This is a genomic window from Chitinophaga oryzae (genome assembly GCF_012516375.2).
Classification (GTDB): domain Bacteria; phylum Bacteroidota; class Bacteroidia; order Chitinophagales; family Chitinophagaceae; genus Chitinophaga; species Chitinophaga oryzae.
Map to the genome: position 1 here is coordinate 5,872,598 of NZ_CP051204.2, position 26,186 is coordinate 5,898,783.

General features: G+C 47.8%; 19 protein-coding genes and 3 pseudogenes. 15 read left to right on the forward strand and 7 right to left on the reverse strand.

Annotated features, from left to right (window positions below):
• Positions 1-214 precede the first annotated feature (214 nt).
• From HF324_RS23070 to HF324_RS23095, 6 genes are all read left to right on the forward strand, one after another.
• On the forward strand, positions 215-1,000 hold the full coding sequence (locus HF324_RS23070) for a DeoR/GlpR family DNA-binding transcription regulator (protein ID WP_246269622.1): 786 nt from the start codon (positions 215-217) through the stop codon (positions 998-1,000).
• Between the two features lie 432 nt (positions 1,001-1,432).
• Entirely contained in the window at positions 1,433-2,836 is a 1,404-nt protein-coding gene (gene leuC, locus HF324_RS23075) for a 3-isopropylmalate dehydratase large subunit (protein ID WP_168804744.1), read from the forward strand.
• A 37-nt stretch (positions 2,837-2,873) separates the two neighbouring features.
• Entirely contained in the window at positions 2,874-3,470 is a 597-nt protein-coding gene (gene leuD, locus HF324_RS23080) for a 3-isopropylmalate dehydratase small subunit (RefSeq protein WP_168804745.1), read from the forward strand.
• Between the two features lie 18 nt (positions 3,471-3,488).
• Positions 3,489-5,012, forward strand: coding sequence for a hydroxymethylglutaryl-CoA lyase-like TIM-barrel protein (locus HF324_RS23085; RefSeq protein ID WP_220100811.1), 1,524 nt, complete (start codon positions 3,489-3,491; stop codon positions 5,010-5,012).
• 10 nt (positions 5,013-5,022) lie between these two features.
• Positions 5,023-6,096: a 3-isopropylmalate dehydrogenase gene (leuB, locus tag HF324_RS23090; RefSeq protein ID WP_168804746.1), complete on the forward strand. Its 1,074-nt coding sequence runs from the start codon at positions 5,023-5,025 to the stop codon at positions 6,094-6,096.
• A gap of 161 nt (positions 6,097-6,257) precedes the next feature.
• Positions 6,258-6,710, forward strand: coding sequence for an SRPBCC domain-containing protein (locus tag HF324_RS23095; protein ID WP_168804747.1), 453 nt, complete (start codon positions 6,258-6,260; stop codon positions 6,708-6,710).
• A gap of 59 nt (positions 6,711-6,769) precedes the next feature.
• Here the strand turns inward: HF324_RS23095 and HF324_RS23100 are convergent, their stop codons facing one another.
• Positions 6,770-7,420, reverse strand: a complete 651-nt coding sequence (locus tag HF324_RS23100) for a sigma-70 family RNA polymerase sigma factor (RefSeq protein ID WP_168860923.1) — start codon at positions 7,418-7,420, stop codon at positions 6,770-6,772.
• 152 nt (positions 7,421-7,572) lie between these two features.
• Here HF324_RS23100 and HF324_RS23105 point away from each other — a divergent pair, with 152 nt between their 5' ends.
• Positions 7,573-7,914 (forward strand): DUF669 domain-containing protein, encoded by a 342-nt coding sequence (locus tag HF324_RS23105; protein ID WP_168860924.1) that lies wholly within the window; start codon positions 7,573-7,575, stop codon positions 7,912-7,914.
• A gap of 9 nt (positions 7,915-7,923) precedes the next feature.
• Here the strand turns inward: HF324_RS23105 and HF324_RS23110 are convergent, their stop codons facing one another.
• Entirely contained in the window at positions 7,924-8,667 is a 744-nt protein-coding gene (locus HF324_RS23110; RefSeq protein WP_220101225.1) for a GNAT family N-acetyltransferase, read from the reverse strand.
• Positions 8,668-8,721: 54 nt separating this feature from the next.
• Here HF324_RS23110 and HF324_RS23115 point away from each other — a divergent pair, with 54 nt between their 5' ends.
• From HF324_RS23115 to HF324_RS23130, 4 genes are all read left to right on the forward strand, one after another.
• On the forward strand, positions 8,722-9,912 hold the full coding sequence (locus HF324_RS23115; RefSeq protein WP_220100813.1) for a TCR/Tet family MFS transporter: 1,191 nt from the start codon (positions 8,722-8,724) through the stop codon (positions 9,910-9,912).
• A gap of 78 nt (positions 9,913-9,990) precedes the next feature.
• Positions 9,991-10,662 (forward strand): ArsR/SmtB family transcription factor, encoded by a 672-nt coding sequence (locus HF324_RS23120; protein WP_168804754.1) that lies wholly within the window; start codon positions 9,991-9,993, stop codon positions 10,660-10,662.
• Between the two features lie 4 nt (positions 10,663-10,666).
• The gene (locus HF324_RS23125) at positions 10,667-11,632 is read left to right on the forward strand and encodes a helix-turn-helix domain-containing protein (protein WP_168860925.1); all 966 of its coding nucleotides are present in this window, start codon (positions 10,667-10,669) and stop codon (positions 11,630-11,632) included.
• A 90-nt stretch (positions 11,633-11,722) separates the two neighbouring features.
• On the forward strand, positions 11,723-12,010 hold the full coding sequence (locus HF324_RS23130; protein ID WP_168804758.1) for a thioredoxin family protein: 288 nt from the start codon (positions 11,723-11,725) through the stop codon (positions 12,008-12,010).
• A 91-nt stretch (positions 12,011-12,101) separates the two neighbouring features.
• Here the strand turns inward: HF324_RS23130 and HF324_RS23135 are convergent, their stop codons facing one another.
• The gene (locus tag HF324_RS23135) at positions 12,102-12,239 is read right to left on the reverse strand and encodes a hypothetical protein (RefSeq protein ID WP_168804760.1); all 138 of its coding nucleotides are present in this window, start codon (positions 12,237-12,239) and stop codon (positions 12,102-12,104) included.
• 185 nt (positions 12,240-12,424) lie between these two features.
• Between HF324_RS23135 and HF324_RS33680 the strand changes: the two are divergent.
• From HF324_RS33680 to HF324_RS33965, 3 pseudogenes are all read left to right on the forward strand, one after another.
• Positions 12,425-13,159, forward strand: a pseudogene (locus HF324_RS33680) (transposase).
• A pseudogene (locus HF324_RS23150) lies at positions 13,137-14,046 on the forward strand (IS481 family transposase). Before HF324_RS33680 ends, HF324_RS23150 begins: the two co-directional pseudogenes overlap by 23 nt.
• Before the next feature lie 125 nt (positions 14,047-14,171).
• Positions 14,172-14,359: pseudogene (locus HF324_RS33965) on the forward strand (IS256 family transposase); the annotation flags it as partial.
• A gap of 52 nt (positions 14,360-14,411) precedes the next feature.
• Here HF324_RS33965 and HF324_RS23155 read toward each other — a convergent pair.
• From HF324_RS23155 to HF324_RS23170, 4 genes are all read right to left on the reverse strand, one after another.
• Positions 14,412-14,828, reverse strand: coding sequence for a hypothetical protein (locus tag HF324_RS23155; protein WP_168860928.1), 417 nt, complete (start codon positions 14,826-14,828; stop codon positions 14,412-14,414).
• 51 nt (positions 14,829-14,879) lie between these two features.
• The gene (locus tag HF324_RS23160) at positions 14,880-19,424 is read right to left on the reverse strand and encodes a DUF6443 domain-containing protein (RefSeq protein ID WP_168860929.1); all 4,545 of its coding nucleotides are present in this window, start codon (positions 19,422-19,424) and stop codon (positions 14,880-14,882) included.
• Positions 19,425-19,451: 27 nt separating this feature from the next.
• Positions 19,452-22,868, reverse strand: coding sequence for a hypothetical protein (locus HF324_RS23165; RefSeq protein WP_168860930.1), 3,417 nt, complete (start codon positions 22,866-22,868; stop codon positions 19,452-19,454).
• Between the two features lie 352 nt (positions 22,869-23,220).
• Positions 23,221-23,586, reverse strand: a complete 366-nt coding sequence (locus tag HF324_RS23170) for a DUF4180 domain-containing protein (RefSeq protein WP_168860931.1) — start codon at positions 23,584-23,586, stop codon at positions 23,221-23,223.
• Between the two features lie 122 nt (positions 23,587-23,708).
• On the opposite strand from HF324_RS23170, the gene HF324_RS23175 reads away from it, so the two are divergent.
• A complete protein-coding gene (locus tag HF324_RS23175) occupies positions 23,709-26,147 on the forward strand; it encodes an SEL1-like repeat protein (RefSeq protein WP_168860932.1) in 2,439 nt (812 codons plus the stop codon).
• The last annotated feature ends 39 nt before the right edge of the window (positions 26,148-26,186 follow it).

Consider the following 26,186-nt stretch of genomic DNA (forward strand, 5'->3'; position numbering starts at 1 on the left):
AAAAGCTAACATCAACACAAACAATTAAAAATCAACAAAAAACATCAAAACAAAAAGCGCAGAAAAATTATTTATCTTCCAAAAGTGCAAAATTCTACCGGTTCTGTTATTTTTGTTGCTGACCCATGTTATGGCCATGCAAAAAAGGGGCGGTGCGTTTTTTGCATATGCCCGTTTTTTTGTCTATCATCACCCTTTGAATTTATCAGATGCTATGGATAGTATGAACACACAGGACCAGATCCCCCCGGTTTCCCTCACGAAAAAGTCCAGGAAACAGCTTATCATTCAGCAGGTAAACATCCATACCCGGATTACCTACAGTGAACTGGTGAGCCTGATCAATGTTTCGGAAGACACCATCCGCCGGGATGTGAACGAGCTGGCAGACGACGGGGAAGTAGTGAAGATAAAAGGGGGCGCCATGTCCATCGCCTATCATTATGGCCATGAGTCGGAGACCTATGCGCAGACCAACAAACTGGTCATCGCCGAAAAGGCGCTGCAACTGCTGCGCGACGACATGATCGTGCTCATCGGCGGTGGCACCACCATCCGCGAATTCATCAAGAAAATACCACCCTCCTTAAGGGCTACCTTTATTACGGTCAACGTACTGTCGGCCGTGGAACTGCTGGACAAACCCATGATCAAAACCATCGTCATCGGTGGCCAGATCTCCGCCTACAGCCAGATGACCGTCAGCGGCGAAGTATTCGAGTACCTGTCCAATATCAAAGCCGACCTCTGTATCATCGGCACCAACGCCATAGACCCGGTCAACGGCCTTACCGACGCCGACTGGGAAACCATCCAGGTAAAAAAAGCCATGATCAAGGCCGCCGACAAAGTGGCCATCCTCGCTATCTCAGAAAAACTCAACAGCTCCATGAAAATGAAGATCGCCGATCTTCAGGATATCCATTACCTCATCACCGAATTGCCGGCCGGCAGCGAAGCCCTGCAAGGGTATAAAGCCAAAAACCTGGAAATATTATAGCCTCCCCTGCCCCCCGGCGCACCAGTCCCATCCCGGGGCAGGAATCAATTTCCTGCCTGCAGGCACGGTCATGGCCTTATGCCACGTCACCGGCATTCGTTTCCCGCACCGTGTTCCATTCGCCGCATCGCTCATATATTTTTTCATCCCCCAGGGCTTATGCCCTGGGCTATGATGTTGTTCAGGTTCTTTGGCCGATAGAATGACTTTGGAATGACAATTTCCTTTTGCTTTTTTATCTTACCTGACTGCTTTTGTCATGCAGGTTGTTTTAAGAATAATGTTGATTGTCAATTATTTATAAAAAATAAAGATGTTTTGAATACGAAACAATAATTATGGTTTTACACTTCTTTTTAGAAAAAATATGACAATCATAAAAATATCTGGAGATTTTTTAAGAATTTAGCGCCTACCTTTAAAATTATGAAAATGAGCAAAATACCCGCTACCTTATTTGACAAAGTATGGGATTCGCATGCGGTCAGGAAAATCGAAGACGGTCCTGATGTGTTGTTTATCGACCGTCACTTCATTCATGAAGTAACCAGCCCGGTAGCCTTTCTGGGCCTGGAGAACAGGGGACTGAGCGTGATGTTCCCCGAAAAAACATTTGCAACAGCCGATCACAATACGCCTACTATTAACCAGCACCTGCCGGTACAGGACCCGCTTTCCGCCAATCAGCTGAAAGCGCTGGAATCCAATACCGCTAAATATGGTATCTCCCACTGGGGACTGGGCAATCCCCGCAATGGCATCGTGCACGTGGTAGGACCGGAAAATGGCATCACCCTGCCGGGCATGACCATCGTATGTGGCGACTCTCACACCTCCACCCACGGTGCTTTTGGCGCTATCGCCTTCGGCATCGGCACTTCCGAAGTGGAAATGGTGCTCTCCTCCCAGTGCATCATGCAGCAGAAACCAAAGAAAATGCGTATAACCGTTACCGGCAGCACCGGTAAAGGCATTACTCCTAAAGACGTTACCCTCTACATCATCTCTCAGCTCACCGCTGCCGGCGCCACCGGTTACTTCGTGGAATATGCCGGTGAAGTATTTGAAAAGATGAGCATGGAAGGGCGTATGACTGTCTGCAACATGAGCATCGAAATGGGCGCCCGCGGCGGCATCATCGCGCCGGACGAAACCACCTTCGCTTATATCAAGGGCCGCGAGAAAGCCCCGCAGGGAGCTGCCTGGGATAACGCTCTCGCCTATTGGAAAACACTAAAAACCGAAGAAGGCGCCACCTTCGATAAAGAATATACTTTCAACGCCGCCGACATCGAACCGATGATCACCTACGGCACCAACCCCGGCATGGGCATGGGCATCACCCAGCGTATCCCGGTAGCGCAGGAAGCCGGCGGCAGCGCAGCCAGCTACGAAAAATCCCTGCAATACATGGGCTTCCAGGAACAGGAACCGATGCTGGGCAAAAAAGTAGACTACGTATTCATCGGCAGCTGCACCAACGGCCGCATAGAAGACTTCCGCGCTTTTGCCTCCGTAGTGAAAGGACGCAAAAAAGCAGAAGGCGTAACCGCCTGGATCGTTCCGGGATCACACATCGTAGAGCAACAGATCCGTGAAGAAGGTATCCTCGATATCCTCACCGCCGCCGGCTTCGAGCTGCGCCAGCCCGGATGCTCCGCCTGCCTCGCCATGAACGACGACAAAGTGCCGGCCGGCAAATACGCTGTCAGCACCAGCAACCGCAACTTCGAAGGCCGCCAGGGCCCCGGCTCCCGCACCATGCTCGCCAGCCCGCTGGTAGCCGCCGCTGCCGCCGTTACCGGCGTAGTCACCGACCCGCGGGAACTGATCTGATATCACTTTACCATCATCCAACAACACAAACAACAACATGGCTTACGATAAATTTACGGTCCTGAAAAGCACCGCTGTGCCGATGCCGATCGAAAATGTGGACACCGACCAGATCATTCCCGCCCGCTTCCTCAAAGCGACCGAACGCAAAGGATTTGGCGATAACCTGTTCCGTGACTGGCGCTATAACGCCGACGGCTCTCCGAAAAATGATTTCGTTTTAAATAACCCCATCTATTCCGGTAAAATACTGGTCGGCGGTAAAAACTTCGGCAGCGGCTCCAGCCGCGAACACGCCGCCTGGGCCATCTACGACTACGGCTTCCGTTGCGTAGTGTCCAGCTTCTTTGCCGATATCTTCAAAAACAACGCGCTCAACATCGGTATCCTGCCGGTACAGGTAAGCCCGGAGTTCTTACATAAAATCTTTACCGCCATTGAAGCCGATCCTAAAGCAGAACTGGTGGTTGACCTCCCGGCACAAACCATCACCATCTCCGCCACCGGCGAAAGCGAATCGTTCGATATCAACAGCTACAAAAAGCACAACATGACCAACGGTTATGACGATATCGACTATCTGCAGGCCATGAAAGAAGACATCAAATCCTTCGCGGCCAAGAGCATGTATTAACGTTAATTCATCCGCCTTATGCCAGTACCGCAGCGCTACATTGAAATAATGGACACCACCCTCCGCGACGGTGAACAGACCAGTGGTGTATCCTTTTCACCCTCGGAAAAACTGACCATCGCCCAGGTCCTGCTCACGGAAGTAAAAGTGGACAGGATAGAAATTGCCTCCGCCCGCGTGTCGGAAGGCGAACTGGCGGCCGTGAAAGCCATTACCAAATGGGCGAAGATGCACGGCCTCCTGCACAAAGTGGAAGTGCTCACCTTCGTTGACGGCGACGTGTCTGTACAATGGATGTTGCAGGCCGGCGCCAAAGTGATGAACCTCCTCACCAAAGGTTCACTCAACCATCTCACCCACCAGCTGAAGAAAAAGCCCGCAGAACACTTCGCGGAAGTAGGCGAAGTCATCGCCCTCGCCCGCAAAAAAGGGCTGGAGTGCAACGTGTACCTCGAAGACTGGAGCAACGGCATGCGCCACTCCCGCGACTACGTATACCAATACCTCGACTTCCTGCAACACCAGCCGGTAAAACGCGTGATGCTCCCCGATACCCTCGGCGTACTCACTCCCGGCGAAGTACAGGAATATATCAGCGACATTGTGCAACGCTACCCGCAGCTGCACTTCGACTTCCACGCCCATAACGACTACGACCTCGGCACCGCCAACGTACTGGAAGGCGTGAAAGCCGGCGCACACGGCATCCACCTCACTATCAACGGGATGGGCGAAAGAGCGGGCAACGCGCCTCTCGCCAGCGCCATCGCTGTACTCAACGATTTTCTCCCAGGCGTGAAAACAGCCGTGTCAGAGAAATCACTCTACAGCGCCAGCAAACTGGTGGAGACGTTCTCAGGTATCCGCATCCCGGCCAACAAACCGGTGGTAGGCGCCAACGTGTTCACCCAGACCGCCGGCATCCATGCCGACGGCGACAAGAAGAACAAACTGTATTTCAGCGACCTGATGCCGGAACGCTTCGGACGTCAACGCCTGTACGCACTGGGCAAAACCAGCGGCAAGGCCAACATCGAAAACAACCTGCAACAGCTCGGCATACAGTTGTCCGACGCCAACCTGAAAAAAGTGACCCAGCGCATCATCGAACTGGGCGATAAAAAGGAAGTCGTTACACAGGCCGATCTCCCCTACATCATCTCGGATATCCTCGACAGCAGCCGGATAGAGGAAAAGGTGAAAATAGAAAACTATGTGCTCACCCATTCCAAAAACCTCCACCCTTCTGTGACCCTTAGAATATCTGTAGACGGGGAACTTTTTGAAGAACATTCCCAGGGCGACGGTCAGTACGACGCGTTTATGAACGCCCTGAAAATCGTCTATAAAAAGAAAAAACGGGAACTGCCGGTACTCACGGACTATTCCGTGCATATCCCTCCCGGCGGTAAGAGCGATGCGCTGTGCGAAACCATTATCACCTGGAGCTTCGGCAACAAAGAGTTCAAAACAAGGGGGCTGGACAGTGACCAGACCGTGTCTGCCATTAAAGCCACCCAGAAAATGCTCAACTTAATCTGATTTTATTATCATGGCAACCAAACATATTTTAATTGTTCCCGGCGACGGGATCGGACAGGAAGTAACGGCCGTAGGTAAAAAGGTACTGGACAAGATCGCAGCCCGCTTCGGCCACACGTTCACCTATGACGAAGCCCTCGTGGGCCACGCCGCCATAGAAGCCACCGGTAACCCTTTGCCCGACGAAACGCTGACCAAAATGCGCGCCTCCGACGCCATCCTGTTTGGCGCCGTAGGCCATCCTAAATACGACAACGACCCTTCTGCCAAAGTAAGGCCGGAACAGGGGCTGCTGAAAATGCGCAAAGAGCTGGGCCTCTACGCCAACCTGCGCCCCATCAAACTGTTTGACGAGCTGCTCGACGCTTCCAGCATCAAGCCGGAGATCCTGAAAGGGGCCGACATTCTTTTCTTCCGTGAACTGACCGGCGACATCTACTTCGGTGACAAAGGCCGCAAAAACAACGGCGATACCGCTTTCGACATTGCAGAATACAGCCGTTTCGAAGTAGAGCGCATCGCCCGCAAAGCCTTTGAGGCCGCCCGCACCCGCCGCAAAAAACTCTGCTCCGTTGACAAAGCCAATGTGATCGAGACCTCCCGGCTGTGGCGCGAAGTAATCCAGAAGATCGCCCCCGAATATCCTGACGTGGAGGTGGAACACCAGTTCGTAGACGCCACCGCTATGCTGCTGATCAAGGACCCACGCCGTTTCGACGTGGTGGTGACCGCCAACCTCTTCGGCGATATCCTCACCGATGAAGCTTCCCAGATCGCCGGCTCCATGGGCATGCTCGCTTCCGCTTCTGTTGGCGATGGTACCGGTGTATACGAACCGATCCACGGTTCCGCGCACGACATCACCGGCAAAGGCGTTGCCAACCCGCTGGCCTCTATCCTCTCCGCCGCGCTGCTGCTGGACATCTCCTTCGGCATGAAAGCGGAATCCGAAGCGGTGATCACGGCGGTAGACCAGGTGCTGAAAGCCGGTTTCCGTACCCGCGATATCGCCAACGCACAAACGCCGGCCGATATGATCAAAGGCACCGACGCCATCGGGGAAGAAGTACTGCAGCGTATTTAATCCCGCAAAGCGCGCAAAGAAAGCAGAGCACGCAAAGGATTGTGTTTATTAAGATAATAAGAGAGCAAAGGAGATCAACCTCTTCCTTTGCTCTTTTTTTATGGTTATATTTTCTTTGCGCTCTTTGCTTTCTTTGCGTTCTTTGCAGGAAAACATATCTTATGGGACCGTTGATTATTTCTGCCTCTATACACGTGGCCAAACCGCCGCAGGAAGTTTTTGAAGCCATCATTGATCCAAAGAAAATGAGCAATTATTTTATCGCCTCCGGCAGCGGCCGCATGGAGGAAGGAGAAACCGTGGTATGGCGGTTCGCTGAAGAAGATGTGAATTATGATATCCCGGTGAAGAAGGTGATAAAAGACAGCGAGGTCCATTTTGAATGGGAAGGGGCCCCGCAGCACCGGACACAGGTAAAAATAGCGCTGTCGCCTTCCGGAAGCGGCGGAACAGTGGTGCATGTCACCGAAGGGGAACTCCCGCTGGACGCCAAAGGGCTGAAATGGTTCTCACAAAACACTTTCGGCTGGGCCAACTTCCTTGACTGCCTGAAGGCTTACCTCGAGTATGGCATTAACCTGCGCAAGGGCGCTTTTGACGATATGCAGGCATAAAAGCGGGCAAAAAAAGACCGGCGCCTGCGTGCCGGTCTTCCACTGTATACAGATTATTTTTATTCGATCTCCAGTTTGCGGAGCACATTGTTGACCACCCTGTCGCACCGGATAAGATGGAACGGGAAGACCACATCGTTTTTGTAGAAGTTGGAAATATGTTCGCGCAGCATCATTTTAGCCCTGATCTGGCGGACTTTCACGTTTACCCTGGAGATGTCGAGCACTTTAGCGGTTTCCGCCACATTGAGATGTTCCAGTTCCCGCAGCACGAAAACGGCCCGGTACTTTTCCGGAATACTCAGCAGTGCTTTCTCCAGCACTTCACCCAGCTCTTTGTTGATGACAGTGTCCACAGGTGTTCTAGTTTTGGCCATATCCTGACCCTGCTCCACAGCTGAAATATCCTCGCTGGCTGCCCGCTGCGCTCTTTTGAGATGCTGGTGGCACTCGTTGATCATAATCCTCTTCAGCCACGTAGCAAAAGCGGCTTCCTGCCGGAATTTGTCCAGGTGCTGATAGGCATTGATGTAGGTCTGTTGCATCACGTCCTCCACATCCATGTCGTTGTTCAGGAAAGACATCCCGATCCGGAACAGGCTCGCGTTATAACGCCGCATCAGCAGCTCGTACAACCGTTTCTCTCCTGCCAGCACCCTGGCGATAATTTCATTGTCAGTAAGCGTGTCAATAGGTTGAATGATACTCATTATCAGTTATTAGATGGTTAAAGTGAAAATAAGTTACAAAAAATGACAACATTTTGTAACCTTTTATGAAATCTGTACTCTAATCCATATCGACAGGCATATAAAAGCCTGGCTATTAACCTGAATAACCCAGAAAAGCGCAAACTAAAACTATGACGACAGGCCAAGAATCCCGGCAGAACAACGTATCCCTGCCTCCTTTAACCCATGAGCGCCTGCAGGAGTTGAAACAAACTCCTCAGGGACAGCGTATTATGCAGGAAACTTTCCAGGTCTTTCCCGAACTGGTCAAATCCCTTACCGCCAACTTACAGGAGAAACTCACCCGTTATGAACAGGCCCGTACCAAAAGTACCGGCATTCCGGACGGACTCACTTTAAGTATGCTGGTGGATGATTACCAGTTCCTGGAGTTTGTACAGCATATTATGTTCGTGAAATGGAGAGAAGAGAAAAACAACCGGTACTATACCGTTGATACACAGGTGAATTGATTGATTTTTTCATGCACGCGCGGTACTTGTTCTCAGCAGGTACAGATCGCCGTGCCCGAATTGCAGGGTCTGATATACCTCAAAGCCTCTTTTCGTATACCAGTTAACGTTGTCAATCATCGAAGTTTCCAGGTATACGGGGCGTTGCCCATGTGCGAGGAGCTGCCGGAGCAGGCGGCTGCCTGTTCCCTGGCGTTGTTCACCCGGCAACACCCCGATGAACCATAAATAGTTGATGGGCGTAGCCGGATACGCTGCTTTTATCCGGACCTCGCGCTGCATCACCCGGCGGACCCGCCCCGGTCCGATCACATTCAGGGCCAGCCGCAGGTCCAGCAGTATGGTTTTCAGCGTCGTCTTTTTCCGGTCGGGGAATAAGGTGAGCGCGCAGGCCTGCCGGTCCTCCGACAGGTATACCCTGCCAAACAACATACACAGTTCAAAGGAATATGCCATCAACGCCCTGATACGGGCTATTCTCCCGCGGCCCTGGCGGACCACGTAATTAACGCTTTTATTATCTGCAAAAGCGGCGGTCAGTATCCTGACGACCGTTTCCTTATCGGTGTATGCTGCCTTGATCATAACAGCCCTGAAGGTATGGAATATACGGCTGGCGTTGACAAGGTCAAATATATTTTTGAGAGAAGATAATTTCCTGTTATTTTTGCGCCCTATGAGATACTGAGCAACCATATACTCTTCCGGCATCCTGCCTGTTATTTGATGCGGCGCGCTTCTATCGCCGTGCATTTCTCATGTTTTAGCTTATATATTCTGATGCGATCTGCGTATTACCGTTCCCGTTTGTTATTTATTGTTTTGGTGGTGGTGATAGACACCGCTGGTTTTGGTTTGATTTTCCCGGTGCTGCCGCAGCTACTCCGGGAGCTGCTTCATGCAGACATAAGCACCGCCGCCCGTTACGGCGGATGGCTGGCTTTCGCCTATGCGGCGATGCAGTTTGTATTTGCGCCGGTGCTGGGCGGACTGAGCGACCGTTACGGCCGGCGGCCTGTCCTGCTGTGTTCCCTGCTGGGCTTTTCCGTTGACTGTCTCTTTCTCGCCTTCGCCCCGAATGTGACATGGCTGTTCGCCGGCCGTGCCATTGCAGGCATCACCGGCGCCAGTTACGCCGTAGCTTCCGCCTGCGTGGCCGACATTAGCACCGATGAAAACCGTACCCGCCACTATGGACTGATCAATGCCGCCTTTGGCCTTGGCTTTATCATCGGCCCCGTCATTGGCGGCGCGCTGGGCCGCTGGGGTACGCATACCCCTTTTATGGCGGCTGCAGTACTGAGCTTCTTCAATTTCGTGCTTGGATATTATTTCTTTCCTGAGTCATTGCCCCTCACCCATCGCCGGGCTTTTGAATGGAAGCGCGCCAATCCCTTTGGCGCCTTGCAGCACCTGGTGCGGTTCCCACTGGTGAAATCGCTGATCTTTTCCATGATGCTGGTATCTTTCGCCACCCATAGCATGGAGAGCGTGTGGGCTTTCTTCACCATAGAGAAATTTAAATGGAGCAACCTGCTGGTGGGTTATTCGCTGGCGTTTGTCGGTGTATTGTCCATCATCTCCCAGACCTGGCTGGTAGGCGTGCTCTCCAAACGGCTCAGCGACAGGCAGATGGCTGTCACCGGCCTGTTATGTATGATCACCGGCTTCCTGCTGTTTGCCTTCGCCGGATGGCAATGGGTGCTGCTGCCCGCCCTGGTGATTTACATCGCCGGCAGCATACAGGGCACCGCTATGCAGAGCATTATGGCCGGCGCCATGCCCGACAACGAGCAGGGAGAGCTGCAGGGCGGGCTGGGCAGCCTGATGGGCCTCACTACCCTGCTGGCACCTCCGTTGCTGACCAGCAGCTTCGCCTGGGCCACAGCGCGTACGTCGCCTGTATATTTTCCCGGTATGCCTTACCTGATAGCCGGTATACTGACGTTTTTCAGTTTGTTGCTGCTGGTGAGAGGGTTCAGGAAGACGGCGCGGTGAGAATGTCCCAAAGCAAACACACCCTCAACTATTCAATAAAATTATTGAATAGTTGATTTTTCCGTATTTTTGCAGCTTATGAAAACGACTGCGAGAAAATTCAAAGACACCGTTTATGTGGAGCTGGCCAAGACCGCGAAAGCGCTGGGCAATCCGCATCGTATGGAAATCATTGATTTGCTGGCGCAGGGGCCATTCACCGTAGAGACCATCGCCCGTTATACCGGCATGACCATCGCCAACACCTCCCAGCACCTGCAGGTGCTGAAAAATGCGCAGCTGGTGGCCATCAGCCGCAAAGGCAATTATATCTACTACCAGTTGACCGGCGAAAACGTATACGCCGCCTGGGCATCGCTGCGCGAACTGGGCATGACGCACAACGCCGAAGTGAAAAAAGCGATCGACGATTACCGCAAAGGTTTCCATAACGGCGACGCGGTAAGCGCCGAAGAGCTGCTGAAGAAAGTACAGGCCGGCGATGTTATCGTGCTGGACGTAAGACCGGAAGACGAATATCACCGCGGGCACATCCACCGGGCTATCTCCATACCGCTGGACCAGCTGCAGGCCCGCATCCGCGAGCTGTCCAAAAAGCAGGAGATCGTAGCCTATTGCCGCGGGTCCCTCTGTATGCTGGTGGAAGAAGCGGTCACCCTGCTTAAACAACAAGGCTATAAAGCCAGAAAATTTGATGACGGATACAAGGACTGGGCCCTCAAAGGGTACCCTACTGCTATGACAATGTAAGGAGATGAGTTATCTGAAAAATACTTTCCGGGAAGTCAGCAACCCGCACGACTTTAAACAGGAATACCTGTCCAGCCCCGAGCACTCTTTCTGCGAGGCTTGTGATAATATTGCCCGAAAACAGACCAGCAATTTCCTTGAGATCGCCACGCTGGAACAGCTGAAGCGCCTGCACAAAAACGAAACGTTTGCCGGCACCCGCCGTAAGTTTTACACCATGGTATTACTGACAGCTGGCAGCGTGCAGGAGACCATTGGCTATAACACTTACACCTTCGACGCCGGGGTGCTCTATTTCATTCCGGAAAACCAACTGCACACCATTCACCACTGGAGCGAAGATGTAAAGGGCTATCATTGCATCTTTGACGCCGATTACTTCCTGCTCTGTCTAAAAAACCAGGTCAAGCTGCATCAGTACCCTTTTTTCCAGCATGATAAAAAACCGTTTATCCGCCTCTCTGCGGAAGAGTCGGCGCTGGTAGCCGGACTGTTTGACAAACTGCGGAAAGAGTATTGCAACCGGCAGACTTTCAACGACGACCTGCTGGTACGGCTGTACCTCAACGTACTGCTGATAGAAACCGAACGTATTTTTCTGTCGCAGCAAAACGACAGCGATCCGTACCTGCCCCGCAAAGAACAGCTCGTCGCCTCGTTCAAAAACCTCGTTACCAGACATTTCCAGGAATACAAACAGGTATCAGACTATGCCAAACTGCTGTTCGTGAACCCGCACCACCTGAATGATACCGTCAAGGAAATCACGGGTAGTCCGGCCAGCAGCTTTATTCACCGGCAGCTGATCACCGAAGCCAAAGCGCAGCTCATCCAGGGCACCGAAACCATTGCCGGCATTGCCGGTTATCTCAATTTCGCCGATCAATCTTATTTCTGCCGGTTCTTCAAAAAACAAACAGGCGTTACCCCCTTGCAGTACCGCAACGGGCACCGTCATCATGGTGTTTAAAAGCTGCCATTTGTACTAAAAGTCCGGCGGAACGTGTAATGCTCCCGCCGGCAGCCTCCCCTAATTTTGCTGGTATAAAAAAGAGATGATATGAGCCAGCAACACGCCACTTTATTACAGTTCTTTGCCAACTGGTGTTATCCCTGCAAAGTACTGACCCCCGTCGTGAACACGGTGGAATCCACCATGAGCGATCAACTCCGTGTCAGCCGTATTGATATTGACCAGGAAGAAGATCTCGCGGGCCGTTTTCATATTATGGCAGTACCTACTTTGGTACTGATGCAGAATAACCAGGAAATATGGCGTCATACCGGCGTCCTGTCTGAAAAGGAATTAAAAACAGCGCTGGGAACAGCGCTGTCAGGCAAGCTATAATTAGCAATGGTTGGTTTCTGTTTATTCAGAAAAGCATAAGAAAAAGGTGGTTTAACAGGGGAAACCGGTCACTGCATCCCCTTTCATTTTTTCATCGGTACCAATGTCCGTAGTGATGATGATGGTAATGCGGGCGGTGATAATACCCCGGCCGGTCATGGACCACCAGGCAGCTGGTCAATCCTCCTGCCAACACCAACGCCAGGATGACAAATTTTAATGTTTTCATCGTAAAGCATTTTGTTGTGATGTATTGGCGGCTCCCTAAAACCCTGCAGCGGTTCGGGTTCCTTGGGGATAATAATGACAAAAGTGTGCCAGAGTGGAGTACGGAGTGTTATTTAGTGTTAAGGGCGATGTATTACATAAAGTGTGTCAGTAAAAAGTTTATTAACTTTAAACTGATAATACAATATGGAAAAGCAAAACTTTGATTTCGAAGCCTTCAAGAAGCAAGCGGCAAGCCGTTTGAAGAATGGAGATACGCTTTTAGGTAAAGATGGCGTGCTAACGCCATTGCTAAAAGAGTTTCTTAAAGGTGCCCTGGATGGCGAGTTGGAAGCGCATATTGAAGATGAAGGAGATGCCAACCGGAAGAACGGTAAAGGGCGTAAACAGGTAAAGACCGCCGTAGGGTCGGTAGATATTAACCCTCCGCGTGATCGTAATGGGACGTTTGAGCCTGAGCTTGTTCCCAAGCGTCATAAGACTCCGGGGGTAGATCTGGATAGACAGATCATTTCTCTGTATGCCCGTGGCGCTAGTTATAGCGATATCCGTGATCACCTGATGGATATGTATGGCTTGGAGGCATCTACAGCCACAATAAGCCGGCTTACAGATAAAAATCCTGCCTTTGATACAGGAGTGGCATAGTCGTCCGTTGGAACGGGTTTACCCGTTCGTATGGTTAGTGCAATACACTACAAAGTTCGTCATGAGGGGCGGGTTGTCAGCCGGGCTGTTTACTTCATCATTGGCCTTAATCAGGAGGGCTACAAAGAGTTGCTGGGTATGTATATTGGCGAGAATGAAGGTGCTAAATTCTGGCTGCAGGTGTTAACTGATTTTATGGAAATCATGACTTTGGTTGACAGTTTTTATCTTGTCAATCAAATGTCTATTTATGAGCCCAAAGGAACTATCTGATATTCGTAGAAAGCTTAGAATAATTCAACACGGCCAGGAGTCGGGGAATGTATCAAAAACCTGTCGGTACTTTGGTATATCCAGGGAAACCTGCTATAAATGGAAGAAAGACTATGAAAGTAAGGGAGAAAGCGCCTTAGTTAATAGTAAGCCCTGTCCTGAAAATCCGAAGCTACGTATAGCAGCCGATATTGAAGCTCAGATCATACACTTAAGAACTACTTACCATTTAGGGCAACTGCGAATATCATGGTACATGAAGCGTTACCATGATATTGCTGTTTCACCAGCTGGAGTATACAATGTTCTTAAGAGAAATGGGCTGAATAAATTGCCACAAAATCAGCGGAAAAGGTCCACAGTTTAAAAGATATGAAAAACAGGTGCCGGGGCATAGAATCCAGGTTGATGTCAAATTTTTATCCTTTACTGATAGGTCCTCCGGGAAGGAGGTTAAACGCTTCCAATACACCGCAATTGATGACGCAACGAGAGCTCGAGCTCTGAAAATATATAGCAAACATAATCAAAGCTGCGCAATTCAATTTGTAGACTATATACGGAGCAAATTCCCATTCCGGATTCATACTATTCAAACTGACAACGGGCATGAATTTAAGTCTCAATTTCATTGGCATTGCGAAGACTTGGGAATTCGGCATGTTTACATCAAGAAAGCCAGTCTACATCTAAACGGTAAAGTAGAACGGTCTCATTTGACCGATCAGTAGAAGTTTTACCAACTACTTGATTACACAGATGACATCGACATCAATAAGAAATTACAGGAGTGGGAGAACTTCTACAACTGCCATAGACCCAATGCTGCACTGAAGGGCAAAACTCCCTACGAAATTCTTAGAGAACGGCTACAATCTAAAACATAGCCATTGTTTGAAACCCCTGCCGGGATGGGGAATGGCGCGGCAGCAGCGCCATTCCCCTTAAAACAGATTTAAAATCCAGTTCAAAAATATATATTTGCTCTGTCAACCGTAGTCCGAGTATTCACACAAATATTATTGAAGGCTTCCATAGGCAACTTCGCGCTGTTACAAAACCGAAAGGGTCTTCCAGTCAGAAGACGCCCTTATGAAACTCTTATTCCTTGTTCAGGAGAATATATGTGCCAAGTGGAACAAGCCAGTACACAACTGGAATCAGACATTAGCGCAATTATCAATTATATTTAGTGATTGATTGAAACTTAATCTTTAATTACCGTGACACACTTTATGTAATACTACCGATGTTACCAATCGGTTTCATATTCTTCCACCCATGACAGACTATCAGGAAAGGGAATAGAGAACTTCTTAAATTTTTTTGCTGTAATTAATATTTGGCTATTATCTATATCTGCTGAGTCGTATGCAACTGGAAATTGCTTACCTACAATACTATACTCGCCAGAGCGATGTAATTCGGGGTAAACATCAGTACTATAATACATTTTGCCATTTACCTCATAAGAATACTTCACCGATCCACCAGGCCCTCGAGGATTGACTTTATATTCCAATGCTGTTCCTACAGTCAGTATATAATGCTGCTTCAATCGACTACGCATCATGCTATACCTGACGCCCAAACAAAGCATTGCACCCAAGATAAGATAAGGGAGCGCTCGATTTATTCTTCGCAAAATTCCAATTATTTTCCTTTTCATAAACCTACGTTATGAGGGTAATGTAAGAAATCAACGTTTAAAACAATGTGGCTATTTCTTCTTTTTTTTATTTTTCACGTCCTTACTTTGATCATATAATGCGATTTGAATTATCTGCCACACAGAGTTCATTTGAGTTGCTGTCAATGACGCTGCACCAAAATCAATTGTTATTGCTCCGCTTCTCTTAAGTGCACCATTAAGTGCTGCAGCACCGCCTTTACTACCTAAACGGAGAAAACCTGCGCCCTCACCTGCAGCTGTTCCGGCAATACCAAATGCTGCACTTTCGATTAGAAAAGTTTTTGCATTCTTCTCGCCGAAAACAAAAGAACCATCAAATCCTCTCGCTATATCGCCCTTCTTAACGTTACTGAGCCGAAAATCCAATGCACTTGCTGCCACGGCGGCAGCTACAGGATTCTTCAAAAACATACCGGATATTGGACTCGTCCAATTTACATCCATAAGTCTACCAGAAAATGTATTCTGACTCTCGTTTGTAACCATTTGTGCCGCAACGTCTCCCACTGCCATACCTCCACCGACCCATGAAGCCGACTGAATGCCTCCGGTTATACCCGATGCTCCCGCAAATAAAATAGTAGACATGCCAAGGGCAAAATTATTAGAAACACTGATAAGTCCTTCTGCTCTTGACTTATTAATATCCTCCCTAAATTTTGGAACAAACTCCTTCCAGGGACTTCCATCTTTAGAATAAAAATAAACGTCTCCGTACTCTCCCCGGCGCATGCTAACCCACGAGTTGTCAAGCAGAAATGCTTTCTGTCCGCTAGGATAAGTATGGGTACGTGCCTTGCTCAAATCATACGACTCAATTGCATTTTCGGGTTCGAGACCATCCAGATCAACATTCATGATAGGGTCGTTACCAGCATATTGGTAAGGGCTCAGGTAAGGAAAATCCATTGAAATGGGGTCTAGTCTAAAGAATCTGCCAATCTGTGGGTCATACTCTCTCATGCCGTAGTCATACCAGTCCAGGCCACCACCATCAGAAAACTCCTTATTATTTAAGACCTTACCGTTAAAGCGATGTTTATTCTCCTGTCCCTTTACTGCGGCAGAACTGATACCTGCCATCGTCAATCCGTACGGATAATAGTGCGTTTCCTCCAGGATACGGCCAGCCGTATGCGCAACCACCATGTTGTCAAAAAATACGTCCTGCTGAGTTTCATTGCTGACATACACATACAGAAAACCGTTTTTTGTGATAGGCATTGCATCCTGTGCAAGTGTCTGCAGTTGATCTGGCTCAGCTTTCACTTGCTTTACACCGCTATTTTGCTCTACCAGATTAAACTGGTCATCAAAAAGAATAAAGTTCAGATATGCTTTAGGTTTATCGGGGTGGGCAGCGTCGTTATCTTTTTCTTTTAACTTTTGATAATCATTATTGTAAAAATTGGTATTAAATGGTGTTTGAACAATGTCTGCACTATTACCGTGGTGTAATTCCCCTGACCGCTGCCCGCCGAAAGCAGCTACCAGGTCTGTCAGCATATTTTCTGACAGCGGTGTACCTGCTTTATTATTGAGGGGTTGCCCGGATTTGTAAAATGCATTAACACCAATTCTGACACTATCTCCCGCCATCACTTTCAAGACAAGAGAAGGCCCAATTTTTTTTCCTGTTGCCTGCGCATTCAGCTTTGCTACCGACTTATTTCCTGTACTCTGACTGTCCGGATATCCTACTGGCTTCGGCGATCTGGTATTATCCACGTTGCTGAATATGGCGGTTTCTTTAAGCGCACTTTCCGTCTCCATTGTTGCAGTGTACAAGCTGGTAGCTGATTGTTCAGTTAACACTACCCTGATATTTCCCAGATGGTCTCTCTCAAAGTAGTCATATACGTACTCAACAGGTGCACCCGGTTTTTCTACTGTACGGATGCGACCTTCTTCGTGGCCTATTTGCTGTAACTTGTTATCCCTATACTCGAATGATCCTGTATAATCGGTAACTATTTCCTTAGCGGAACCAGTGGTATTGTCTTTTACCACTTTCCGCCATTTCCTGCCGCCCGCATCGTAGTAGAATCTAATAGAGCCTTTTCCCGCGACTGTCACCAGCTCCGGAAGGTTTAGATGATTATACGTAATAGAAGTAATTCCCTTGTTGTTATCTTTAATCAGATTCCCATTATCATCATACCAATAATCCTGGTTGCTATCTTTTGTTATCTCTTTAAAATCACCCAAGGTACTTTGTGGATTATTACTTTCGTCGGTAACAAAATTTAGTTTATTAGTCGTTCCATTCTTATAATCATACTTTAAATTATCTATAATAGCTGGTGTATTCCCTGCCACCCCCCATTGCTTCATGGTAAGTATATTCCCATTTTTGTCGTAGGAGATATTGTCTACACTGAAATTCACCAGGTTTTTACTCCATAAAACACTACCTGTATTTTGCTGATTAAAATCAGCAGCAATCAGCCTTTTTGTAGGATCGTAGGTAAAATCATATTTTCTCGCGATATTGTCACCTCTGGCTCTCCAAGACAACCCGGCCACAGTAGTATTATACTGTGGATTGGCGAAGCTGGTTTGAGGAATTATAGATACAGGGTTATCATACGCAAGCTCAAATCCAAAATAATTGCCATCGGAGGCAGATTTAACAAAGTTTCGGTTGACACCCAACAACCAGCTTCTGATATTATAGTCATAAGACAGCTCATCTATTCCTCCTCCAAGTATTTTTTTCTTTAGTTGCCCGAGAGCATCGTACTCCATTCTGGCGATCTCCTTCAATATTCCATCATTGCCTACTCGTTTTCGGATGACCGCAATGCGGCCAACCTCGTCATAATCCACCATGGTCAAAAATCGGGTTTCCGGATTGGTGCCGCTTATCGGGTTTTTATGATGTAAATACGTACTTAACAGTTTACCATTAAAATCGAACAAATTGGAGGTCACGTCAGTTCCTCCGGTCATATTATCCGCTATAATCTGAACAGTACGGCCTTTTTCATTGTAATAAGTAGTCGTGGTAAGCCACTGATCAGTTCCCACTATTCGGACTTTGGTACCCGTAACCAGCCCCTTAGTGTTCGTAGTAATTATTGACGCCTCGCTATTGGTATTGTTACCAGCCTGAGGCTCCGCCAACTCCCCTATTACAGCCTGGTGGCTACCTGGGAAACTATACTCATCATAAAAGGTATAGGTAACCGGCTGCAATAATGCCGGGTCAAGATTAGGTAGAGGGTTATAAACTGATATGTCGGCAACGCCATTCTTTAACTGGGGGTCTATATACATATCGGCAACGCTATTAGGGCCGGTATCGAATCCACTCTCCAATGTAATACTATTACTGGCTGTATAAGTACTCCGATCATTTACCGCAACTACCAAATCTGCAACACCCGGAAATTCGTACCGGGTTGTTCCGGTTACAATCGGTGCATTATCCATTGCCATCTGCAACGCTTCCATAGAATCGGAAAATTTGTATAAGGCAGATTCAACCAGCCTGTCTGAACTATCATAGAACGACACCAGCCAGTTACCTGTAGCTTTCAAATTACCATCCCGTGTAAACACCAATCTGTCGCGCAGGTCATATACCATTTCCACCGGCTTGGCGCCAGGTACTTTTCTAACAACCGGCCTTTTACGTTTATCATAGCGATATTGAAAGCAAAACTCTTCTGCTATCGCAGAAATGTTCCACGAAGAGGTAATCTTTGACACCCCGGATGGGGGAATAATGATCCGAAGACTACCCATATCATCATAGATATAATAAGTGCAAAGCCAACTCATATGCCCAACACCGGCAACAGCATCTAACTGCGCCTTTTTCAGGACAAGCCGTCCTTCTTTGTCGTTGAATTTGATGGCCTGACGTCCCTGTTCATCAATAACCACCACTTTTTCCAGCTCACCAGCATTATAAACGGCCTGTGTTGTCGGATATTCATCACTGGGCGCCATTCGCCAAATACGAACAGAATCTGAAGTATTATTTGTGAGATATTGTTGTTTAACTGCACGTGCCCCTTTGCTTTTCGCCCAACTGTTTCCGGGCGAGAATATATTAATCGTTCTGTTCAACGGCGATGCTTCATATTCCGTCTCCCCGTAATAAATACTCTCTCCTGACAAAGATGGATTAAACTCCTTATCCTGATAAAAAAGCTGTTGTCCGTTAAAAGGATCCATTTTTAGCTTGCCATCGCTCATGTTACCAGCGGTTGGAACATAGGGGAGATATTTGTACTGCTCTCTTCCAAAAGCGTCATATACAAATGGTTTTACCACATCTCTGCCTCCACCGGTACCTTTAGACACCATCTGCAACAGATGGCCTAACCCATCGAAATACTGGGTAGCCTGTTTTACCTCTCTGACATTTTTTGCAGGGTCGCTTACCTCCGTAGGGCTAACAGATGGAAAAGACGGCTCCCAAGTGCGAATATAATTGATATTGCTGATTTTATATGCAGCGGGCACCGCGCCCGAAGCAGGAACCGAAGATACCTGGCGCTGTGCAGCAGCATCCTGGCAAATAACGTACACAAGAACAAAAAGTAAGGCATAAGGCTTCATTTTCCGCATCATTATAATTGGATATCGTTATTGATTTACAGGTTTCATATACTGGTAATCGACTTGCTTAAGTATTTTCCCATTGTGATCTTTAATCACCTTTAATCTCCCGAAGCTGTCATATTCATAATAGCTGGACAGGCCGGTGGGATTAATAATAGATGTCACTCCCAGCGCAGGATCGAAAGTATAAGTGGTGATCATGGCTGTTTTTAATTGGGTGGCTGTGCGTAATGGTGCCAGGAAAGTATTCACTTCCGAATTAGTGGGGTTAGCAACTGCCATATTTGCGATATTGACACTGCCAAGAATGCCTTCAACAGTAGCGAAATCCGCGTTTCGGATCTCCGCAATTAGGTTTTGTCCCTTATAACTCCACAAATAGACAGTTTTTCTGCCTGTACCATCCAGTACTTCCTTTGCCTGCAGACTTCCCGAATAGTAGCTCAGCACCTCCTTTTTTGCATAATAAGGAGGTATTATTGCCTGCTGACCATAAGTCAATGGCGTCGTCGGCGCCACAACTTCCAGCTGGTAACGTTCACTAATATTTCCATCAACGTTATAGCGCAAAATAGAGCCACTTCTTATCTTTCCGTCAATAAACTGCTCCTGTTGTACCGGCAATGAAAGTACATTCCTACTGATAAGACCGGCATAATCCAAATCGGCACTATAGCGATAGTTATTCATAATCTGCTGACCAGTACTATTGGTAGTTACCTCCCTGCCTAGATCGTATTGAGGGTTATAATGCAACAATTTTACTGTCTGGATAGAATCACCTCCTTCTATATACGTAGTTGTAGTCTCCCCTGTAAGAAGGTAACGGCCGCGGGATACATAGTAGTTATAATACAGAAAGCGTTCGGTATTATTATAACTATTTATCCATACCCAGTTTCCCCCTGACATAGTATAAATGGCATGCCATATGTCAGGTTGATAATCAAACAACTTAAATATTTTAATCTTACTTTCAGCGACAGGCTCATAGTTATTAACAACTTGCTTCACCGGCTTATATACATCATTTTCCCATTTATAATGGATCGTCTTAAGAAGAAACTTCTGTTGCTTCCAGGAAGGGTAATAGATAGTATTATAAGGATATTTATATCCGGTTTTAGGTTCAAAATCGCCCCCAATACTCGAATAAAAATACTCTGACTTACCGTTATCTTTCCCGGTCTTCACATCTATTTGCTTTTCCACTACCCTGCCATAATCTACCGGGCATCCATGTGCCATACCTAGCTCAATTTGGCTTTCCGATGTGTACCATACCACCGGTACTAATGTCTTAACGTATGAACTTATCGCATATAACTGGGGGTAGATGAAAAAATTTCTATTGGGATTAGTAATTAATTCACCGTAACCAATCGGATGTATACTATCTCCATATTCATACATCCTTTTTGATACCACGGAACTGTCGCTGTTCAAATTGGTAATACTTTTGATCCTTAACCCACCGGCTTGTTCAGGCACCACACTATCAGCCGTTGTCGTTCGATAATATTTATAATAGATACCAACTTCGATATACGGACTATTGCAGGGTCCTGAATTGGAACCCGTTGCGCCATTGGTAAATGCTTCCACTCTATAGGTATGTCCCCGTTGAATCCTGATAAGATCATAAAATGTTTTTCCCTGCAGCCTGTCGACAGGAAGCAGCTGATAGTTATAGCCGATTGAGGAATTAAGATCGCTGATTTTCACTGTCATTCCTGCCGCAGAGGTAGGAGTTTTATAATCCGAAATATAAACAACAATCCTCCCGTCAGCGGCATTATCTTTCAATGTATCGGTAATAGTAAAATCAACAGTATTGTTCTGCGGCACATTATCCATGAAGCCGAGTGGGCAATCTGGTAGTCTGTTCACTGCATATGCCTTCAACTCACGTTCCTGGCCGACCTCAACCATGCGAGGAGGGATATCTCTGTTCAGGTATCTATTAGGTTCATATTCAAAAACAGTAGCTCCTCCTGTAGGATAAACAATTTTAGTAAGGGAAGCCGCCTTCATAAAATTGAAATCCGCTTTTCTGTTCCCTCCTATATAAACCGGCCGGCTTTCCTTGTAACCAACAAATGCCGATGCTATCAGATTATCCACCATCTGACCATTGTAGTAGCCCCAATAATCCTGTGAAGTGGTATTCCGGGCTGCCAAAGGCGTAAGATCATAGATAAATTTATAATCATTTATAAATTGGTTGTCCCTATCGTAGAATTTTACCCCGCCTAACTTCAGGCTTTTTCTTTTGTAATCCGGGACAGCGATGCCAGGGTTAATGTTACTACCTCCCGCTGTTCGCTCGAAGTACCCAGCATTATCAAATTCCACCTTGCTGATACGTTCTCCTTTACTTCCATACACTGTCATTTCACTGGTCCTTAGCCTACTATCACTACGATAGCAATCTAGTCTATCACCCACTGTAGAGAACTCTATACGCCCATTTTTATACAAAATACTGCTAAGAGTCTTGCTCGTTATATAAGACTTGGTACCAGAAAAAATCCCACCCTCAAAAAAATCGCCGATGGCATCTGAAGATGATTGATCTCTCGGTGTATAACGCGTAGCACTGGTGACTCTGTAGTCATTGATCAAATTATTAATATACTTAAAGGAGATAGTGTCTGACAGATCGGCGGATATAATTTCCGTTAGAAACCAGGCACTCACATAATTTTCATCTCCAGCAAAAGTATCGTCCGTATAATGGACTCCCGTGTTGAGCCGGTCGAAGGTAAGCGCAGATTCTTCATAGGCAGCAGTACCATCAAGAGCACGCCCAAAGCGGTAAATATTACCCGTCTTATCCCGAACGATAATCAGTTTATTTCCAATATCACGGGTAAAGGTTAATGGCTCATAATTGTTAGTTACATATTTACCAGTATTATCCAGACAGAACTCAGCATTTAGCCCATTGGCGGACACACTGAAAACATCGGGTTCAAAGTCAGCGGTTACCTTACTCTGTAAATCCAAGCTATTACCAATTTTGGCAAAAAGTCTTCTATCGGTTATAGAAGTGGAATCAGGGATGTTGGCATAATTGGTGGCAAAGCCCGCAGCTTCATCGACTCTTCCTCTGATAGCCCTTGTCACCACTCCTCCGGCATTTAAGACCCAGCCCAACCCAATGGAAGAGGCTTCCTGGTCCAACTTAATTCCTCCGGAATGATAGGATATAGACACCGGGACTTCCAAGCGCGTTCCCTTTGCCGTATGCAGGGGTATACTAATAGGAACTACGCCTGTGGAGAAATCCACAGGGTACTCACCATAAGTCCCTAACGCGGTGACATCCGGCGAGTGTACAGTAAAATTGGGAACATTCAGGCCTCTTTGTGCAAAACCGGTTTGGGCAAAAAGAGCATTAAACAATGTACACAGCCAAAATAAGATTACTTTTCTCATTGAAAATTATTGGGATCGTAGTTTCCTGCTGCCATGTTAGACAACATTTACACTTACAGAATAGGAAAATTATCAAGCATAGATCAGAAGATCCAAACAAATAGTTGACATGACTGATAGGTCATAGGTAACAATTATAGCTTCCATAAGTATTCACTAGAGATAAACAATAAATAAAAAATAGGTCACAATGCAAACTTATCAAAGATAAGTGGATCTTCAAACAACATTAGTACCCTACACGGAACGCAATGATAACAATTTTTCTTTGTTTAGAAAAAAGATTAAAATTTTCATCTGTGACAGAAGATCTAATCTCTTCTGAAATATTCCTTTCTTTTCTACCGTATTATTACGCCTCCCTCCCCATTTTCTCCACCGCCTCTTCCACCGTCGGCATAAAATTCACATGGCGGCCTTTGTTGCTTTCATAGATAAAATCACGGAGGCTTTTGCCGGGGTATTTTTCAAACGCCCCGACAATACTCACCCGCATTTTGTAGTTGATGAACTTCTGCAATACTTCTCCTGCGATGCCGGTTTTGAGGTCAAAGAAATCGGGGATGATATTTTCTTCATGTATTATTACCTTGTCAAAGTCCTGATAGTAGACGTCGACAATCAGCTGCAAGGCTTCGTCGGGGTTATGAATCAGTATATCGTCTGAAATCACTTCTGCTATGCGTACATTGCCGGATTCGTGAATAGCCAGGGTCATCTTATTTCGGTTTGAACAGTGGCCAAGATAGATTTTTTTTGGAAGATGCCCTAAAATACACCAACTTGCCTGTTTGTTAACCTACAGGCCACCATGGCCGAAAGAAAAATAATGATTGTGTCATGTCGCACCGTATCTACCTTTACAACCTGAACAACGAAGTAAACCGCCCCGTACCGGACATTCCGGCTGATGGCTCACTGGAGAGCATATTGCCTGTTATCGGCAGTGATGATTTCGACAGCATCACGATGATGGAATGGAAATATGAGTTCCCTTTTTTCCTCCACCCCTTATTTGCCGGCAGGCCGTATATCGGCACACCAGCGTACAACGGGCAGTCCGGTGGCATTTACGCCCACGCCCCCGAAGGCATTGCAGCGCTTAAAAGGTTCTACGATTTTATCGATACCCATGCCGGTACGCTGACCGACAACCCGGAAGCTTTCCGGGCGGACAAGCAGCATATTTTCAACTTCCTCGAAACAAAAATCGTCAATGACGGCTTCCATCTCGATGCCTGGGATGTGTTCAACATGAGCGACGAACCGCATGAAGCACAGGCCGCAGAACTGCTGGAAAATATCCGGCTCACCAATGAAGCCATCGAAGCCGCTATTGCCGCCAACGACCCGCTGCTGCTCAACGAATGCCCTGACGTACAGGATAACCCGTACCGTTTTGGCAGCTTCCGGGAGTTTTTCAGCTGCAGCGTTTATGGCTATGGCTGGAATGTGATACAGTCCGGCTACTTTGAGTCGTATGAAGAAACGTCCGACCAGGAAAAATTCACCGAAAATGGCCTTACAGGCTTGAAAATAGAAGGGACGGTAGTGGTCCCTGCTGAATATGACCAAGTATTTCCCTTCCCCGGGAATGAAAATTTTGCGGTGGTGAACCGGAATGGGAAATGGGGATATGTAGACCGGCAGGGCCACCTCGTTTCAGGGCTGGTATATGACATGGCCGATGACGTACAATACGGCCGCGCGATCGTAAAATGCGGCGAGCTGTTCTACATCGTGCTGCCCGGAAGCCCGCTCCCGGATGCCGGCTACGACGACGTGCTGTACCTCTCCGAGGCGCCGTTACGTTTTACTGTGGCCCGCGACGGCCGCTACGGCGTTGTTGACGCGGCAGGTAACCAGCTGCTGCCTTTTGACTTCGCCGAAGACATAGAAGAGCAGAACTTCGTCGACGTGAAGCTCATCGCCGCCCGTCACCTCGATACGGATGTCAAACACTACTATACGCCTGACTTTACCCGCCTCGGCGATGACAGCGTCGACGAAGTCAGCTGGGGCGGCACCTATCTGGGTGATTCTATTTTTATATTCATCCGCCGCAAACCCAAACAACAATGTGGCCTTTTTACCGTGGAAGGCAAAGAACTGCTGCCTGTCATATATGATGAACTGGAGGTGGTAATGAATGGCGCAGTGATCGTGCGGCAGGGTAAACAGTACGGCATCTATTCCGCCTATAAAGGCTGGGTAGTCCCTTTGTCTCCCGTCAGCATTGAACTGACCGACGGGTATACCTGCCTGATCACGCAACAAGGAAGGGAAGGGCTGTACGTGGCGCAGTACGACGTGCTGATTCCACCGGTTTATGATATCATCTCCCGGGTTTTGACCTGGCATAATACCAACGAGTGGGAGACCATTGCCGTTAACGGGGAAGGCGCTTTCACCATTGATTACGAAGGAAAGGTCTCTTCCCTCACGTCAGCAGCCGTTGCCGCGCTTATTGCGGATAACCGCTACCGTTATACCGAAGAGATGATGGCAGCCCTTCTGCCGCTGGCAGGCGACGATATTCCTGCCGACATGTTGTATGAACAGGGAGATAAAGCACTGGAAGCACAACAATACGATGAAGCCATCCGTCTGTTCAAAGCCGCAGCAGCCCAGGGCCAGAAAGATGCGATGAATGATCTCGGCTTTATCCACGAAACCGTTGAGGGTTATATCGATGACATGGCTGCTTTCGACTGGTACTCCCGTGGTGTGGCCGCCGGTTCCCCGCATGCCGCCAACGGACTGGGTAACTGCTACCAGTACGGCATCGGTACCTCCCCGGATATCCGCAAAGCGCTGGAACTGTACCACCAGTCCGCTTCACAGCATATCCCCCATGCCCACTATAACCTCGGGTTGCTATACAATGACGGTATCAAAGTACCCAAAGACGAGCAGCTGGCGCTGAAACATTTCGTATATGCCAGCCGGTGGGGAATTGACTGTTACAACTATGTGGGCACGTTATCCGAAGCGGCGGAAGATTATAAAAACGCAGTAGATGCCTATCGCAGCGGTATTAAAAACAAAGACCCTTACTGTGCATTTAACATGGCGCGCCTCTACGAACTGGGCCGAGGCGTAAAAGGCGACCCCCGTAAAGCGCTTTCACACTATATGAAAGCGATAGACTTCGGTATGGAAGACGCCGTGCTGGAACTCCGCCGCATGTACCTTTACAACGACGACGTAAAAGACGAAGCGATGGCGCAGCAATACGAGCAGCAAGCCCGCGACGCCGGACTCGATATCCCCGAATAATATAAACAGGGCCGCCCTTTAAAAGGCGGCCCTGACTTT

Coding starts and splice junctions, on each gene's coding strand:
- HF324_RS23120 (WP_168804754.1), top strand. CDS start 9,991: ATGAAAACGACTGCGAGAAAATTCAAAGACACCGTTTATGTGGAGCTG.
- HF324_RS23175 (WP_168860932.1), top strand. CDS start 23,709: ATGTCGCACCGTATCTACCTTTACAACCTGAACAACGAAGTAAACCGC.
- HF324_RS23165 (WP_168860930.1), bottom strand. CDS start 22,868: ATGAGAAAAGTAATCTTATTTTGGCTGTGTACATTGTTTAATGCTCTT.
- HF324_RS23095 (WP_168804747.1), top strand. CDS start 6,258: ATGGGACCGTTGATTATTTCTGCCTCTATACACGTGGCCAAACCGCCG.
- HF324_RS23135 (WP_168804760.1), bottom strand. CDS start 12,239: ATGAAAACATTAAAATTTGTCATCCTGGCGTTGGTGTTGGCAGGAGGA.
- HF324_RS23085 (WP_220100811.1), top strand. CDS start 3,489: ATGCCAGTACCGCAGCGCTACATTGAAATAATGGACACCACCCTCCGC.
- leuD (WP_168804745.1), top strand. CDS start 2,874: ATGGCTTACGATAAATTTACGGTCCTGAAAAGCACCGCTGTGCCGATG.
- leuC (WP_168804744.1), top strand. CDS start 1,433: ATGAGCAAAATACCCGCTACCTTATTTGACAAAGTATGGGATTCGCAT.
- leuB (WP_168804746.1), top strand. CDS start 5,023: ATGGCAACCAAACATATTTTAATTGTTCCCGGCGACGGGATCGGACAG.
- HF324_RS23070 (WP_246269622.1), top strand. CDS start 215: ATGGATAGTATGAACACACAGGACCAGATCCCCCCGGTTTCCCTCACG.
- HF324_RS23110 (WP_220101225.1), bottom strand. CDS start 8,667: ATGCACGGCGATAGAAGCGCGCCGCATCAAATAACAGGCAGGATGCCG.
- HF324_RS23130 (WP_168804758.1), top strand. CDS start 11,723: ATGAGCCAGCAACACGCCACTTTATTACAGTTCTTTGCCAACTGGTGT.
- HF324_RS23160 (WP_168860929.1), bottom strand. CDS start 19,424: ATGAAGCCTTATGCCTTACTTTTTGTTCTTGTGTACGTTATTTGCCAG.
- HF324_RS23170 (WP_168860931.1), bottom strand. CDS start 23,586: ATGACCCTGGCTATTCACGAATCCGGCAATGTACGCATAGCAGAAGTG.
- HF324_RS23125 (WP_168860925.1), top strand. CDS start 10,667: ATGAGTTATCTGAAAAATACTTTCCGGGAAGTCAGCAACCCGCACGAC.
- HF324_RS23155 (WP_168860928.1), bottom strand. CDS start 14,828: ATGAAAAGGAAAATAATTGGAATTTTGCGAAGAATAAATCGAGCGCTC.
- HF324_RS23105 (WP_168860924.1), top strand. CDS start 7,573: ATGACGACAGGCCAAGAATCCCGGCAGAACAACGTATCCCTGCCTCCT.
- HF324_RS23100 (WP_168860923.1), bottom strand. CDS start 7,420: ATGAGTATCATTCAACCTATTGACACGCTTACTGACAATGAAATTATC.